The sequence below is a fragment of the Streptomyces sp. AP-93 genome (assembly GCF_022808175.1).
Lineage (GTDB): Bacteria > Actinomycetota > Actinomycetes > Streptomycetales > Streptomycetaceae > Streptomyces.
Map to the genome: position 1 here is coordinate 207,907 of NZ_JALGBX010000012.1, position 15,128 is coordinate 223,034.

13 protein-coding genes are annotated in these 15,128 nt (G+C 72.1%); 4 read left to right on the plus strand and 9 right to left on the minus strand.

The window, feature by feature from the left end; translation table 11 throughout:
- Positions 1-9 precede the first annotated feature (9 nt).
- The 6 genes from MTF69_RS21425 to MTF69_RS21450 all read right to left on the minus strand — a co-directional run bounded on the left by MTF69_RS21425 (position 10) and on the right by MTF69_RS21450 (position 5,608).
- Positions 10-1,119: an aliphatic sulfonate ABC transporter substrate-binding protein gene (locus MTF69_RS21425; RefSeq protein WP_374323492.1), complete on the minus strand. Its 1,110-nt coding sequence runs from the start codon at positions 1,117-1,119 to the stop codon at positions 10-12.
- On the minus strand, positions 1,119-2,447 hold the full coding sequence (locus MTF69_RS21430) for a sulfate adenylyltransferase subunit 1 (RefSeq protein ID WP_243336591.1): 1,329 nt from the start codon (positions 2,445-2,447) through the stop codon (positions 1,119-1,121). The genes MTF69_RS21425 and MTF69_RS21430 overlap by 1 nt, the downstream gene beginning before the upstream one ends.
- 2 nt (positions 2,448-2,449) lie before the next feature.
- Positions 2,450-3,388: a sulfate adenylyltransferase subunit CysD gene (cysD, locus tag MTF69_RS21435; RefSeq protein ID WP_243336593.1), complete on the minus strand. Its 939-nt coding sequence runs from the start codon at positions 3,386-3,388 to the stop codon at positions 2,450-2,452.
- The gene (cysC, locus tag MTF69_RS21440) at positions 3,385-3,966 is read right to left on the minus strand and encodes an adenylyl-sulfate kinase (protein ID WP_243336696.1); all 582 of its coding nucleotides are present in this window, start codon (positions 3,964-3,966) and stop codon (positions 3,385-3,387) included. The genes cysD and cysC overlap by 4 nt, the downstream gene beginning before the upstream one ends.
- A 118-nt stretch (positions 3,967-4,084) precedes the next feature.
- Positions 4,085-4,861 (minus strand): alpha/beta fold hydrolase, encoded by a 777-nt coding sequence (locus MTF69_RS21445; RefSeq protein ID WP_243336595.1) that lies wholly within the window; start codon positions 4,859-4,861, stop codon positions 4,085-4,087.
- A gap of 306 nt (positions 4,862-5,167) precedes the next feature.
- Positions 5,168-5,608: a helix-turn-helix transcriptional regulator gene (locus MTF69_RS21450; protein ID WP_243336597.1), complete on the minus strand. Its 441-nt coding sequence runs from the start codon at positions 5,606-5,608 to the stop codon at positions 5,168-5,170.
- A 37-nt stretch (positions 5,609-5,645) separates the two neighbouring features.
- Here MTF69_RS21450 and MTF69_RS21455 point away from each other — a divergent pair, with 37 nt between their 5' ends.
- On the plus strand, positions 5,646-6,377 hold the full coding sequence (locus MTF69_RS21455) for a transposase (RefSeq protein WP_243336599.1): 732 nt from the start codon (positions 5,646-5,648) through the stop codon (positions 6,375-6,377).
- 15 nt (positions 6,378-6,392) lie between these two features.
- Here MTF69_RS21455 and MTF69_RS21460 read toward each other — a convergent pair whose 3' ends face one another.
- Positions 6,393-6,854 carry a carboxymuconolactone decarboxylase family protein gene (locus tag MTF69_RS21460; RefSeq protein WP_243336601.1) on the minus strand — a complete coding sequence of 154 codons (462 nt, stop codon included), beginning with the start codon at positions 6,852-6,854 and terminating at the stop codon, positions 6,393-6,395.
- A 62-nt stretch (positions 6,855-6,916) separates the two neighbouring features.
- Between MTF69_RS21460 and MTF69_RS21465 the strand changes: the two genes are divergently transcribed.
- From MTF69_RS21465 to MTF69_RS21475, 3 genes are all read left to right on the plus strand, one after another.
- The gene (locus MTF69_RS21465) at positions 6,917-7,174 is read left to right on the plus strand and encodes a hypothetical protein (RefSeq protein WP_243336603.1); all 258 of its coding nucleotides are present in this window, start codon (positions 6,917-6,919) and stop codon (positions 7,172-7,174) included.
- A gap of 163 nt (positions 7,175-7,337) precedes the next feature.
- Entirely contained in the window at positions 7,338-9,524 is a 2,187-nt protein-coding gene (locus MTF69_RS21470; protein ID WP_243336605.1) for an MMPL family transporter, read from the plus strand.
- 703 nt (positions 9,525-10,227) lie between these two features.
- Positions 10,228-12,897 (plus strand): FAD/NAD(P)-binding protein, encoded by a 2,670-nt coding sequence (locus tag MTF69_RS21475; RefSeq protein ID WP_243336608.1) that lies wholly within the window; start codon positions 10,228-10,230, stop codon positions 12,895-12,897.
- Positions 12,898-13,057: 160 nt separating this feature from the next.
- On the opposite strand, the gene MTF69_RS21480 is transcribed toward MTF69_RS21475, so the two are convergent.
- Together MTF69_RS21480 and MTF69_RS21485 are read right to left on the minus strand one after the other, a co-directional pair.
- The gene (locus MTF69_RS21480) at positions 13,058-14,497 is read right to left on the minus strand and encodes an FG-GAP and VCBS repeat-containing protein (protein WP_243336610.1); all 1,440 of its coding nucleotides are present in this window, start codon (positions 14,495-14,497) and stop codon (positions 13,058-13,060) included.
- 81 nt (positions 14,498-14,578) lie between these two features.
- Positions 14,579-15,019: an OsmC family protein gene (locus MTF69_RS21485; protein WP_243336613.1), complete on the minus strand. Its 441-nt coding sequence runs from the start codon at positions 15,017-15,019 to the stop codon at positions 14,579-14,581.
- Positions 15,020-15,128: the final 109 nt, after the last annotated feature.

The following is a 15,128-nucleotide window of genomic DNA, read 5'->3' on the forward strand; positions in this document are numbered from 1 at the left end:
TGCGGGTCGTCACTTGACGCCGAGCCCGGCGTCCGCCGCGGCGGGCCGGCCCGCTGCCGCGAGTACCTTGTTGAGCAGGGTCAGGTCGACGATCCCGGCGAGGTCGGGCTTGTCGAGCAGGCCCGCGGCGACCGCGTGGTCGGCCCCGGTCTGCAGGGTGGCGGCCAGCGGGTCGTCGATGAAGTCGATGCTGCTCCACGCGGGGTCGAGGATGGCGGGCGGCAGCGCGTTGCCCGTGTCGGCCTTGATCCGCAGGTTGGCGTCGGCCTTCGCCTTCTCCGGGTCGGCCTTGATGAAGGCGTTGGCCGCCACCGCGCCGCGCAGCACGGCCTCGACCACGTCGGGGTGCGCGGTCAGGAACTTCTGCGAGACGATGATGTTGGTGGTCACGAACTTGCCGTCCGGCCACAGCGACTTCTCGTCCAGCAGGACCTTCGCGCCGAGCGTGACCAGCCTGGAGGCGGTCGGCTCGGGCACCCAGGCGCCGTCGACGGAGCCGGACTTGTACGCCTCCGGCACCACCTTGTTCTCCGTACGGAGCACATTGACGTCACCCGCGCCGGAGGCCGGGTCCACCTTGTAGCCCTTGCCCGCCAGATAGTTGAGCAGGGAGACGTCCTGGGTACCGCCCAGCTGCGGGGTGGCGATCTTCTTGCCCCGGAGGTCGTCCAGTGAGCCGATCTTCGCCGGGTTGACCACCAGCTTGACACCGCCGGAGGCCGAGCCGCCGATGATCCGCAGGGACGTGCCGCGCGACTTGGCGTAGCCGTTGATCGCCGAGTTCGGGCCGATCCAGCCGATGTCGATCGAACCGGCGTTGAGCGCCTCGATTTCGGCCGGACCGGCGTTGAAGTACTGGGACTTGATCCGGGTCGATCCCAGCTCCTTCTGGAACAGTCCGTCCTGCAGGCCCACCAGGGCGGTCCCGTGAGTGAGGTTCGGGAAGTAGCCGATCTTCACGGTGTCGGCGGAGAGCTTCGCACCCGAGACGACGCCCGCGGTCTGCCCCGCCGGGGCTTCGCCGGCACTGGCACCGTAGCCGCAGCCCGACAGCAGTCCGGCGGCCGCGGTCACCGCGACGGCCGCCATGGCCACCCGCCCGATCGTCTGGTGGTGCATCAGAGCCAGTCCTCCTCGTTGATTTCCGCGGCCGTGGGCCGTGCGGTCCCGAAGGGCTCGCCCGCCATGCCGGCGGCGAGGGTCGTGCCGTCGGCCGGGTCGATCAGCAGGAACGAGCCCGTCCTGCGGTTGTCGGCGTAGGGGTCGAGCGCGAGCGGCTCGGCCGTGCGCAGCACGACGTGCCCGATGTCGTTGACCTGCAGACCCTCGGCGCCGGGGCGCCGTTCGAGCGTGCTGATGTCGATCCGGTACGAGATGTCCTTGACCAGGGCGCGCACGGTGCGGGTGGTGTGCTTGAGCAGGACCTTGGCACCGACGTGCAGGGGGCGCTCGTTGAGGTGGCAGACGCTCGCCTCGATGTCCGTGGTGGGCGCCCCGGCCGTGCCCGTGGCCGCGATCAGGTCGCCGCGCGAGACGTCGATGTCCTCGGTGAGGCGGACGGTGACGGACTGGGGCGCCCAGGCGACGTCCGTCTGCGTGCCGAGCGCGTCGATGCCCGCGACGGCCGTGGTGTGGCCGGAGGGCAGGATGGTGACGGCGTCCCCGACCCGCAGCACGCCGGAGGCGATCTGGCCGGCGTAGCCCCGGTAGTCGGGGTGGTCGGCGGTCTGCGGGCGGATCACGTACTGGACGGGGAAGCGGGCGGGCTCTTCCCTCGGGTCGCTGCCGACCGGGACGGTCTCCAGGTGCTCCAGCAGGGTCCGGCCGCCGTACCAGTCCATGGTGGCGGACGGCTCGACGACGTTGTCGCCGGCCAGCGCGGAGAGCGGGATCGCCACGACGTTCTTGATCCCGAGCGTGGCGGCGTACGAGGTGAACTCCTCGGCGATCTCCGCGAAGACGCACTCCTTGTAGCCCACCAGGTCCATCTTGTTGACGGCCAGGACCACGTGGGGCACCCGCAGCAGGGCGGCGACCGCGGTGTGCCGGCGGGTCTGCTCGACCATGCCGTTGCGGGCGTCGACGAGCACGACCGCGAGGTCGGCGGTGGAGGCGCCGGTGACCATGTTGCGGGTGTACTGCACGTGCCCCGGCGTGTCGGCCAGGATGAACCGGCGGCGGGCGGTCGCGAAGTAGCGGTAGGCCACGTCGATGGTGATGCCCTGCTCCCGCTCGGCCCGCAGGCCGTCGGTCAGCAGCGCGAGGTCGGGGGCGTCCTGGCCGCGGTCGGCGGAGACCCGCTCCACGGCTTCCAGCTGGTCCTCCAGGACCGACTTGGAGTCGTGCAGGAGGCGGCCCACCAGGGTGGACTTGCCGTCGTCGACGGAACCCGCGGTGGCGAAGCGCAGCAGCGTCGTGGCGCTGAGCTGCTCGGTGGTTGTGGTCATCCCTAGAAGTACCCTTCGCGCTTGCGGTCTTCCATCGCGGCCTCGGACATCTTGTCGTCGGCGCGGGTCGCGCCCCGTTCGGTGAGCCGGGAGACGGCGATCTCGGCGATCACCGCGTCGAGCGTGGCGGCGTCGGAGTCGACGGCGCCGGTGCAGGACATGTCGCCCACGGTGCGGTAGCGGACGAGCCGCTTCTCGACCGTTTCGCCGTTCTTCGGGCCGCCCCACTCACCGGCGGTCAGCCACATGCCGCCCCGCAGGAAGACGTCCCGTTCGTGGGCGAAGTAGATGTCCGGCAGTTCGATCTCCTCGCGGGCGATGTACTGCCACACGTCCAGCTCGGTCCAGTTGGAGAGCGGGAAGACGCGCACGTGCTCGCCCGGCGCGTGGCGGCCGTTGTAGAGCTGCCACAGCTCGGGGCGCTGGCGGCGCGGGTCCCACTGGGAGAACTCGTTGCGCAGGGAGAAGACGCGCTCCTTGGCGCGGGCCTTCTCCTCGTCGCGGCGTCCGCCGCCGAAGACGGCGTCGAACGTGTGCTGCTGGATCGCCTCCGTGAGGGGGACGGTCTGCAGCGGGTTGCGGGTGCCGTCGGGGCGCTCCGTGAGCTTGCCGGCGTCGATGTACTCCTGGACGGAGGCCACGTGCAGGCGCAGGCCGTGCTGGGCGACCGTGCGGTCCCGGTACTCGATGACTTCGGGGAAGTTGTGCCCGGTGTCGACGTGCAGCAGCACGAACGGCACCGGAGCCGGCGCGAACGCCTTGAGCGCCAGGTGCAGCATGACGATCGAGTCCTTGCCGCCGGAGAAGAGGACCACCGGCTTCTCGAACTCGCCCGCCACCTCGCGGAAGATGTGGACCGCCTCGGATTCCAGCGAGTCCAGGTGCGTCAGCGCGAAGGGGTTCCCCGACGCCTCGATCAGGCGATGGGTCGCGGTCGTCATGCCAGGCCCCTCTCGGTCAGGAAGGTGTGCAGCTCGGCTGCGGAATCGGCCACCGAGCGGCCCTGCGTCTGGATGCGCAGCTCCGGGCTCTCGGGTGTCTCGTACGGGTCGTCGACGCCCGTGAGACCGGAGATCTCGCCGGCCGCCTGCTTGGCGTACAGGCCCTTCACGTCGCGCTGGGAACAGAGCGTGACCGGGGTGGCCACGTGGATCTCCAGGAACGGCGTGCCGCCGGCGGCGTGCCGGGCACGGACGGCGGCGCGGGACTCGGCGTACGGGGCGATGACCGGTACCAGCGTCTTGACGCCGTGTGAGGCCAGCAGCCCGGCCACGAAGCCGATCCGCTGTACGTTGGTGTGCCGGTCCTCGCGGGTGAAGCCCAGGCCGGCCGAGAGGAACTCGCGTATCTCGTCGCCGTCGAGCACCTGGACCTCGTGCCCCTCGGCGCGCAGGCGCTCGGCGAGGGTGAAGGCGAGGGTGGTCTTGCCCGCGCTGGGCAGCCCGGTCAGCCACACGGTGGCGCCGCGCTCGCTGGGGGCGGCGGCCGGGGCCGCCTCCGCGGTGTACCGGGCGGCCAGGGTGTGAGCCGTGGTCACGGTGGTGTTCTCCCGGGAGGTAGATGCGGACTTTCAGGGATGGGTCGAGCACGTCTCCCGCGCTGCAGGGCGTCGGCGCGGGCAGGGTTGGCGGGACCTTTCAGGCGGTGGCGAACTCGATCAGCGTCCGGCCGAGCACGTCCATGTCGATCCGGTGCCAGGACCCGGGCAGTTCGAGGACCCGGCCGTTGGGAAGGGCCGCCGCGGTCGCCTGCGCCGCCGCACGCAGCCAGGCGCTGGTGCTGTCGCTGTTGAGGACCAGCGCCTGCGTCTCGAATCCAGCCAGCGGGCCGGCCGGGACGGTGAAGTCGCCGCAGATCGTGACGTCGTACAGCAGCGTGTGCGCGTTCGCCTCGTTGATGGCCCAGATCGGGCTCCGGCGCCACTCCGCGACGGTGTCGGGGGTGAGGCCCAGGACGGGGCCGAGGAAGTACTCGGCCGCCTCGTCGCGCCGGTCGCCCTCCAGGAGGACCTGGAGCGTCCGCGCGGCGTTCCACGGGGTCTTCGGGAACCCGTCGACCCGGAAGAACGGCTCGTGGAGCGCCAGCCTGGTGATCGGCGTGCCCGTGAGCGCCGCCTGGATCGCCAGGTTCGCGCCCGTGGACCCGGCGAACACGGCCGCTGAGCCGCCCGCTTCCTCGATCACCGCCTGGAGATCCTCGATCTCCCGCTCGACGGCGTACTCGGGAGCGTCACCGCTCTGGCCGCGCCCGCGGCGGTCGTAGGCGTACACGGTGCAGTGCTGCGCCAGCTCGGGAACGAGCTCGGAGAAGATCGTGTGGTCGCGGAACGCACCGTTGAGCAGCACGAGTGGGGGGCCCTCGCCCGACTTCTCGTAAGCGATCGTCGTGCCGTCACGCGAAACGACCTTGAGCATCACGCACTCCTCATGCCGACCGGAGGTGATCTCACCTCGCCCTGTGTCTGCAGCTTCGAGCGCGTCGATGCATAACCGGTCGAGAACCGTTAGCGGCCCGCTTGCACCGCCTGCCGCCCCCGGCGGCGCCCGAGAGGGCCGTGCGGCTGCGGCGGTGGCCCCGGCCGCAGGTGAGAAGGCCCGTGCCGCCGGCGGGGACGCCGGCCTCCTCGGCCGGGGCGCGGCGCTTGTACGGACCCCCCTCGATCGTCCCGTCCGGGGCCTGGAGGACGACGCTTCAGCCCCACGGCGACTGGGCGGCGGGCTTCAGGACCGTGGCGCGACGGCCCACGGCGGCGCCGACGAAGCCGTCGACGGAGCCGCCGACGGCCTCCTGCGGGCTTCTCGGTTCCTGACCGGTCTCGAGACCTGCTTCGCCACGCACGCCGGCATCCCCTCCACCTGGACCGCCGGACCGGCATCGCGGGCCGCACCCGCACCCGCGGCATCGGCATGGTCGGCCGCCGCATCCGCCGCCTGGCGCCGGAAGGCACCGGGCGGCATGCCGACCAGCTCGGTGAAACGGGTGGTGAACGTGCCCAGCGACGCGCAGCCGACCGCGAAGCAGACCTCGGTGACGCTGAGGTCGCCCCGCCGCAGCAGCGCTGCCGCCCGCTCGATGCGACGCGTCATCAGGTAGGCGTACGGAGACTCGCCGTAGGCGGCCCGGAACTGCCGGCTCAAAGGCCTGACGCCCAAGGCGGTCACCGTTCCCGGTGGCGCCCGCTCTGCCCGGTCGGACGGGGTGCCGAAGCAGGCGTTCCGCCGCGACCGGATCTCGTACGGCTACCGGGAACTGCGTGCCCGTCAGGCCGAAGCCGCGGCCTCGGCCGCCGAGCACCGACGCCACCGCGCCCGCCTCCTCGCCCGGCAGATCATCGCCGCCCACGGCCCCACGCTGGTGGTCGAGGACTGCGACATCCGTACCTGGTACCGGCTGTGGGGCAAGCGGCTTTCCCAGACCACCCCCGGTCTGCTGATCTCAGCTCTGGAGCGTGAGTGCACGGCTGCGGGCGGTCGTCTCGTACGGGCCTCCACCTGGTCCACGGCCCTGTCCCAGCACTGCCTGTGCGGCGAGCGCGTAAACAAGTCGCTGCGGGAACGGGAGCACAAGTGCATCGCCTGCGGCCTCGCCGGGAAACGCGACCTCGTGTCCGCCGCGCTGGCCTCCTTCGTCCGCTTCACCGACGTGGACGACCCCACCACCGCGTACCTGGACACCACCGCGTCCCGGCACGCACAGATCACATTCTCCGAAGGGCTGGAAGAAGCCCTGCGGGAGTCAACCGCACCGAGCCAGACCACCGCTTGCGGTGCTGGTCGCGTGGCAGTTCCACGGCAACGCCGTGGAACCTCTGCTCCCCGAACCGCCGGACGACGGTCCCGAGCAACCCCGGATGAGCCACGCCCCAAGCGTGACCACGCCGGAAAGCCCGGACACCGCCCCGGCCGCAACCCGCAGCTCACCCTCTGGTGAATTGCGGATCAAGTCTTAGCCCCAGTTGGTGCCCGCGGGCTCCTGGATGGTGGCGTTCAGCCGGTTGAAGAAGTTCGTCGTCGCGATCATGAGGATGATCGCGGCGAGCTGCTCCTCCGTGAAGTGGTCGGCGGCCTCGTCCCAGATCGCGTCCGGCACGGCCTGCCCGCTGCGGTCGGCCAGCCGGGTGGCGGCCTCGGTCAGTGCCAGCGCGGCGCGCTCGGAGTCCGAGAAGAACGGCGTCTCGCGCCAGGCGGCGACGGCGTGCAGGCGCTCGTCGGTCTCCCCGCCCTTCTTGGCGCCCGTGACGCCGCCGTGGACACAGGCGCTGCAGCCGTTGATCTGGCTCGCGCGCAGGTGCACCAGATCCAGCGTGCGCGGTTCGACCCCGCCCTGGTGCATGGCCTTGTAGAGGTTCTGAATGCCGTTCATGGCGTCCGGCAGAAGCTTGGCGGGGTTCTGCATACGAGCCTTCATCGGGTGCTCCCTCAGGGGTGTTTTCCGTTCGTCACAACACTGACCGAGCCTGCCCTACGGATGTGACCGGCGAACAGGAACAAGCTTTCGAGCGGCGGCGCGACCCCTCCGGCGACCTGCGGAAATTAGGCAGCCTCAAGCGTGCCCATGCCATTCCTCAAGGGAGCCTCGAGCGTGCCTGTACCACCGCTCAGCCGAGGGGCGACCGGTCCACCAGCGCGATGCACCACGACGTTCACCCGTCGCGGCACCCGGTCGGCACCCGGTCGTACGGTCTGCTCGACGGGACCGGCGGCAACGAGGAGGCAGGACTCGAGTAGGGAATCAGCCAGAACGGGACTGCCATAGGGCACGGGAATCCGGGTTCAAGCCAACTCGAGGGGGGCTCCACCAGGGCTCCACCCCTCTGGTGAAGAACCTTTATATAAGTCCAGTCCCGTACGAGCCCCCGCTCCACGGCTCCTGACCCTCAGCGAGAGTCACATGACGACCCAGACCCCGGCACCATCCCCCACGGAAACGGATTCACCGCCCGCTCCTTCCCCCACCGTTGCGAGCCGCTACGCCGCCTTCGTCGCAGGCCGGCGCTCCAAGTGGGTCGTGCTTGTGCTGTGGCTCCTGCTCATGGGCATCGGTGGCTCGCTGGCCGCCGGCCTGGCAGACGTACAGGACAACGACCCGGAGACCTGGCTGCCGTCGAGCGCGCAGTCGACCAAGGCGGTGCAGCTCGCGGAGCGGTACTTCGCCGACAAGGACTCCAGCACCGCGGTCATCGTCTACGCACGCGAGGGCGGCCTCACCCAGGCCGACCTGTCCAAGATCGACAGCGACCGCGCCGGGCTCGCCGACAAGGTGGCCGTCGGCGAGGTGTCCCCCGCCGTGGTCTCCGAGGACAAGGTCGCGGCGTTCGTCAGCGTTCCGCTGCGCACCTCGCCCAGCGACAACAAGGTGCTCACCGACAAGGTGGAGGAGGCCGGCAAGCTCACCGCCGACGGCGCCCCCGCCGGTCTCGACGTCAAGGTCACCGGCGAGGCCGGGAGCATCCGCGACTTCGCCGAGGTCTACTCCGGCATGGACGGCGCGCTGCTGGGCGCCGCGCTCGGCGTGGTGGCGCTGCTGCTGCTCGTGACCTACCGCAGCCCGGTGCTGTGGCTGATCCCGCTGATCGCCGTGGGGCTGGCCAGCCAGGTGGCGAGCGGCGTGGTCTACCTCCTCGCCAAGCACGCGGGGCTGGTGGTCAACGGTCAGAGCGCCTACGTGCTGATGGTGCTGTCCGTAGGCGTGGGCACCGACTACGCCCTGCTCATCATCGCCCGCTACCGGGAAGAGCTGCACCGGCACGAAGACCGCCACACGGCGATGGCGCTGGCCGTGAACGGCTCGCTGCCGGCTCTGGCCGCCTCCGCCGCGACGGTGGCGATCGCGACGCTGTGCCTGGTGTTCGGCAGCATGAACAGCACCAAGGGTCTGGGACCGGTCGTCGCCATCGGTGTGGTCCTGGTGTTCTTCGCCATGACCTCGCTGCTGCCGGCGCTGCTGGTGATCCTCGGCCGCTGGGTGTTCTGGCCCGTGAAGCCGCGCGTCACCGCGGGCTACGACCCGAACTCGGCGCAGGGGCACAGCAAGTGGGCGAAGATCGCCGCTGCCGTGGGCCGGCGCCCGCGCGCGGTGTGGGTCGGCACGGCGCTGGTGCTGGGCGTCATGGCGCTGGGCATTGCCGGCGTCCAGACCGGCCAGACGCAGGCCGAGCAGTTCACCAGCAAGGTCGACTCGGTCACGGGCCAGCAGCTGCTGGCCAAGCACTTCCCCGCGGGCTCGTCCGCTCCCGCGGATGTGTACGTCCGCGACGCCGGGGCCGAATCCGCGGCGGCCACCATCGCCAAGGTGCCCGGTGTCTCCTCCGTCGGCACCCAGGTGGCCAAGGGCGGCTGGACGCACCTGACCGCAGTGCTCAAGGACGCTCCGGACTCCGCGGCCGCCAAGGACACCGTCCGGGACATCAGGACGGCGCTGGACGGCTCGACCGGGCCGGCAGCCGACGCGGTCGTCGGGGGCCAGACCGCGGTGGCGCTCGACGTCTCCGAGGGGCAGAGCGCCGAGGAGAAGCTGCTGATCCCGCTGATCCTCGCAGTGGTGCTGATCATGCTCTTCATCCTGCTGCGGGCGGTCATCGCATCGGTGGTGCTGCTCGTGTCCGTGGTGCTGTCGTTCGCGGCAGCCGTCGGCACGGCCTCGCTGCTGTTCCACGCACTCGACCACGCGAAGATCGACCGAGGCCTGGTGCTGTTCGGCTTCATCTTCCTCGTCGCACTGGGCGTCGACTACACCATCTTCATGGTGACGCGCGCCCGGGAAGAGGTGCGGCTGCGCGGGCACCGCGAGGGAATCCTCACCGCGGTGACCGTGACCGGCGGTGTCATCACGTCGGCGGGCGTGGTGCTGGCCGCCACGTTCCTCGTCCTTGCGGCCATCCCCACGGTGAGCGCACTGCAGCAGGGTCTGCTGGTGGCGGTCGGCATCCTCCTCGACACGTTCCTGGTACGCAGTCTGCTGGTTCCGGCGCTGGCCCTGGACCTGGGGCCGCGCTTCTGGCGGCCGGGCCTGACGGAAGAGGAGATGGCGCCGCGCGAGCCCGAGAAGAGCCGGGCCGACGTGCCGTCCACCGTCTGAGTTCGTGACGACCTCGCAGGTCACCAGACGTACTGATCTGCGGTGAGCAGGCGGCCGTTCCTCACGCTTCGAGGGTCAAGCAACGAAGCGCTGAGGGACGGCCGCTGCGTTTGTGCGCCCCTTCCCCGGACGGCCTGACCGTCCGCCTGGACACGAGGCCGTCCGCCTGGACACGAGGCCGTCCGCGTGGACACGAGCCCGTCCTCGACCCCCTGGGTGGGGTCCCTCACCGCGCCGATCATCACCGGCGCGGAGTGCGGCCATGTCCCGCCGCACATCCCCTCGCCGACGGGGCCCTCGGCCGCCGCGTCCACACCGCGGGCCGCAGCGCGGGCCGCAGCGAGCCGACGCATCCGGCCGACCGGCCCGGCGTAGCAGACGTCCCGCCGACCCGCGCGACGCCCCGGTGCGTTTCGGCCATTGGGCCGCCCCTCCCGCCCCACCGGTCTGCGGTGCTCGCCCGGCCGGGAGCCGGCGGAGGCGCCGCGCCACCAGTACGGGAGCGGCGGCCCGGCGCGCGGCGGGCGAGAGGGCCCCGGTTCCGGATCAGGCCTGCGACGACCGGTCTTCGAGCGGTCCTCGAGCGCCGGGTGGGATTCCTCTAACGACACCTTTTCCTACTCCCCGGTCGGGAAAGTGCGCGCGACCCGAAGGCGGAGCCCCGTTCCACCGGCCCCGCCGCCGATCACTGCCGGAGGCCTACGTGAGTCCAGTCCGTAAGCGGTACACGGTGGCCGTCGTCGGTGCGGGTGCGGCCGGCACGCTGACCGCCGTCCACCTCTGTGAGACGGCCACGCGCCGCCGGACCCCCCTCGACCTGGTCCTGGTCGACCCGGCCCCCGAAGCGGGCCGCGGCACCGCATACACCACCCGGGACCCCGGGCACCGCCTCAACGTGCCCGCGGGCGGCATGAGCTGCTACCCCGACGACCCCGGCCACTTCACCCGGTGGCTCTGCCGCCACGGCGAACCCACCGCCACCGCCACCGACTTCGCGACCCGTCACCGCTTCGGCGCCTACCTCGCCGACACGCTGGCCCAGGCCGTCGTCCGCGCGCACGGGATCGTGTCCGTACGCCGGCTGACCACACGCGCCGAGCACGTCGCCGGCGCCCCCGCCGGCGGGGTGACCCTCCGGCTCGCCGACGGTACGCGCCTCGCCGCCGACGTCGCGGTCCTGGCCACCGGCCCCGTAGCGCCGACCGCGGCCTGGGCTCCCGCGCAGCTGCGCGCCGCCGCCCGCTTCATCGCGGCGCCCTGGGACGCCGGCGCGCTGGACGGTCCCCTCGCCGACGACAGCGACGTCCTCCTCGTCGGCACCGGCCTGACCTCCGTCGACCTCACCCTCACCCTCGAACGCCCCGGCCGCACGGTGCACGCCGTGTCCCGCAACGGCCTGCTGCCCCAGCCGCACGCCCTGACCCCGGCCGGCCCCATGCCCGCCCCCGAAGGCCTCTACGACACGTCCTTCCAGCAGCTGCGCCGCACCGTCTACCGCCACATCGCCCGCGCCGTGCGCCTGCACGGCGACTGGCGTCCCGCGCTCGACAGCCTGCGCCCGCACACCGCGCACCTGTGGAGCCGCCTCACCCCCGAGGACCGCGCCGAATTCCTCGCCCGCGACGGCGCGTTGTGGAACACCCACCGCCACCGCATGGCGCCCGCCACCGGAGAGTCCGTCCTGCGCGCCCGCACCTCGCGCCGCCTGGCCGTCCACGCCGGCACCGTCACCCACGCCGACGTCCGCTCCGACGGATCCCTGGACATCGGGCTCTCCGGCGGGCGCGACCTGCACGTGGGCTGGGTCATCGACTGCACAGGGCCGGGTCCGCGCCCGGACGACCCCGTGTGGCGCTCCCTGTTCGAAGCCGGCGCCGCGGTGTCCGGCCCGCTCGGCATGGGCGTAGCCACCCTCGACGGGCGCCTGCTCGACGAGCAGGGAGCCACCGGCCTGCCCCTGTACACCCTCGGCGCCCCGCGCCGCGGCGAGCTATGGGAGACCACCGCCATCCCCGAGATCCGCGTACAGGCGGCGGCCCTCGCCCAGCAACTGCTCGCACCGCTCGTCCCCCGACGCCGCAACACGCGCCGCCCGCTCGACGGACACGGCGTCGCCCTGTCCACCCACGCCGAGGCGGCCGCCGCCTACCGCACCGGACTCGACCGGATCCTGAAGGTCCGCGCGGGCGCCGAGGACTCCCTCAGCCGCGCGGTCGCCCTCGACCCCGGCTTCGCCGTCGGGCACGCGGCCCTCGCCCTGCTGGGACACGAGTGCGGAGCCGCCGTCGACGTACCCCGGGCCCTGGCGGAGGCGCAACGCTGCGCCCGGGAGCGGGCGTGTGAACGCGAGCGCTCCTTCGTGGAGGTCGTCACCCGCCGCGTCCACGGAGACGGAGGCGACGCAGCCCTCGTACGGCACCTGGAGCAGTACCCGGCCGACGTGCTCGCCCTCGCCGTCGCCGTGCCCACCATCGCCTTCTCCGGCGTCGACGACCTCGACGACGACTACGCGCTGCGCCTGGTCGAGCGCACCTCCTCCGCCTACGACGGCCACTGGTTCCACACCTCCCTGCTGGCGTTCCTTCGCCAGGAGCAGGGCCGCCTGCACGAGGCCGGCGAACTCGCCCACCGCGCCCTGGCCGCGGAGCCCGCCTCCGGGCACGCCGTGCACGCGCTCGCCCACGTCCACTACGAGACCGGCGCGCACGGCGAGGGCCGCGACTGGCTGGAACGGTGGATCGCCGGGCGGGGCCGCGGCGCCGTGCACCGGGCCCACTTCTCCTGGCACATCGCCCTGCACGAACTGGCCCTCGACGACCCGGCCGCCGTACGCAAGCGCTGGTTCACCCAGCTCGCCCCGGCCCGGGTGACCGGCGTACGGGCCCTGGTGGACTCGGGGTCGCTGCTGTGGCGCGCCCGGCTCAGCGACAGCTGGCGCGGCGACCTGCCCGTCGCGGACGTCCTGGACGCGGTGGAGGCGGAGATCCTGGAACGCCCCGCGACCGCCTTCACCGCCCTGCACTGCGCCATCACCCTCACCGCCGTCGGCGACCTGGCCGCCCTGCGCCGCCTGCGCGACCACGCGGCGGCCGCCGACGAGGTCCAGCGCGAGGTCATCGCCCCCCTGTGCGACGCGTTCGCCGCGCTCGTCGAGGAACGCTTCCGGGACGCCGCCCGCGGCCTCGACGCGCTCCTGCCCGTCCTGCGCCGGGTCGGCGGAAGCGCGGCGCAGCGCGAGGTCGTCGAGGAGACCCTGCTGTACGCGCTGACGGCGGACGGCCGCTGCGACGCGGCGGCCCGCCTCCTGGACGCCCGCCTGGAACGCACCCAGGCCCCCCGAGACCGCCGCATGCGCGCGGGCCTCCCGGCCTGAGGACGGCGGCCACCACCGCCCCGATCGCCACCGTCCTCGACATCCACGCGACCGCCTCCTACGGCGACATCACCGCCCGCAGCCTCTGACCAGCACCGCCACCACAGCCCAGGGCGCACGAAGGTACGGGCCCACCGGACCGGCGAGCAATGACACGACGTCAGTCGGACACGGCAGCGCCGTAGAACGCGCGGCCCCCGGGGGCGCCGAAGGTCGTGCCGGTGAAGCTGATGGAGCCGGTGCCGGTGATGCCGCCGGGCGCCGCCGGCAGAACCCAGGCCCGCCCGGCGTAGTTGTTGTCGTGCCACGCCCCGACGACCAGATCCGCCTTGCCATCGCTGTTGCCGTCGATCAGCGAGACCACGGCGCCGAAGTGGTCCCAGGGCTGCGAAGTGTCGGGCACGCCCGCGGAGTCCTGCGTGAAGTTGCGGGCGCCCACGGTCGTGACGCCACTGGCGCTGCCCCGGAGAATCGTCACCGCGCCCGCGCGCTTGGTGGCGGTGGTGTCGGTTCCGGTCTCTCCCGAGACCCCGATCGCAAGGTCGGCGTACCCGTCCCCATCGGTGTCACCCACGGCGACGGAGCGGCCGAACGCGTCGGATTCCTCGCCCGTGCCCGGTACCCCGGGGGTGTCCTGGGTGATCTGCCGGGGCTTCAGCGTGGTGCTCATCCCCTGCGGGCCGCCGAAGGCGACGGCGACGGTCCCGCCGAGCCCGCCGGGCACACCGTCGGTACCGGACATGCCGCCGACGAAGTCGCCGTAGCCGTCGCGGTTCAGGTCTCCGATGGCGATGTCGCCGACGTAGACCTCACCGAAGGGCTGGCCGGCGTAGGCCAGACCGTCCTTGCTCCCCAAGAAGAGGGCGACCGTCTGCTTCGAGGCAGCGCCGTCCGCGGTGACCGTCATGCCCTGCACCACCACGTCGGCCTTGCCGTCATGGTTGACGTCCCCCATGGTGACCTGCCCGGGCAGGATGCCGTCCTTCTTCTGGGTGGGGTGGAAGGCCGAGGAAGCCGGGTAGCCGTTGGTGCGGTTGAACGGGCCGTACAACAGAGCCAAGCCCGCGCCTTGTCCGGCCCTGTCGGCGAAGCCGCCCTCCACGACGATGTCGGCGTGACCGTCGCCGTTGATGTCGCCCACGTCGGACTTCGCCACGCGCACCATCAGGGGATGGATGCCGCGCACCCGGGTGCCGCCGGACAGCCCGCTCTTGCCGCCCCACACGATCATCATGTGTGGAGACCCCTGCGCGATGACGACCTGATCCGCGTACCCGTCGTCGTTCAGGTCCCCGGAGCTGCCCAGCCCCGAGCCGAACCTCTCGGCCGGCAGCGGATCCCCGGGAAGGTTGGCCCGGCTGAGCAGCTTGCCCCCGCTCGTGGTCAGACCACGGGACGACCCGTTCAGCGTGGTCATGTACCCCGCCCCCGCGACCCCGTTCACGGTCCCGTCTGCGGCGCCGATCACCGCGTCGGGGTAGCCGTCGCTGTTGAAATCACCCGGCAGCACGGCCCCGGAGGCAGCCATGGGCTGCGCGAAGGCCGGTCCGGCGGACACGGCGGCGCACAAAGCCGCCGCCACTGCACAACGCACACGCATGAAGTTCCTCCGTAAGGGCGCTCCTGCCCCGCACACATCGGCCGGCAGCAAGACTCACGCGCCCGCGGCATGGTTGTACGGTCAGTCCACGTCGGCGACCTTGACGGTGACCGGGGTTCCGGCCTCCACCGTCCGGCTGACGGTGCAGAGCTTGTCGTGGGAGGTCTTTACGGCGCGCGGCAGGATCGCGCGGGCCCGGTCGCCGGCCCCGCCCGGGGGGAAGCGGACGGTGAAGGCGGCCTCGAGGCCGGTCATGTGGTTGCCGCCCGCATCTTCGGCCTTGTGCCCGTGGACGGCGACGGAGAACTCGCCGGGTTCGGCGTGCCGGCTGGTGGCGACGTCCACGTCGGCCGCGGAGCAGCCGCCGATCGCGGCGAGGAAGAGCTCGACGGGGGTGAAGCCCCCGACGGACCCGGTGCCGAAGGTGATCGTGTCACCGCGGGAGTTGGTCGCGGTGAACAGGCCCGGACCGGTTCGCTCGACGGTGACGGAGCGCAGGGAGTCAAGGGAGTCAGCAGTCATGACCTCGACGGTAGCCCCGCCGCCACGCATGTGCCGTGCCACACGGCGGCGCGGGAGTGTGTACGGCCGGTGCTCCCCGATGGTCTGTCACACGCCTGTGACGCGGACC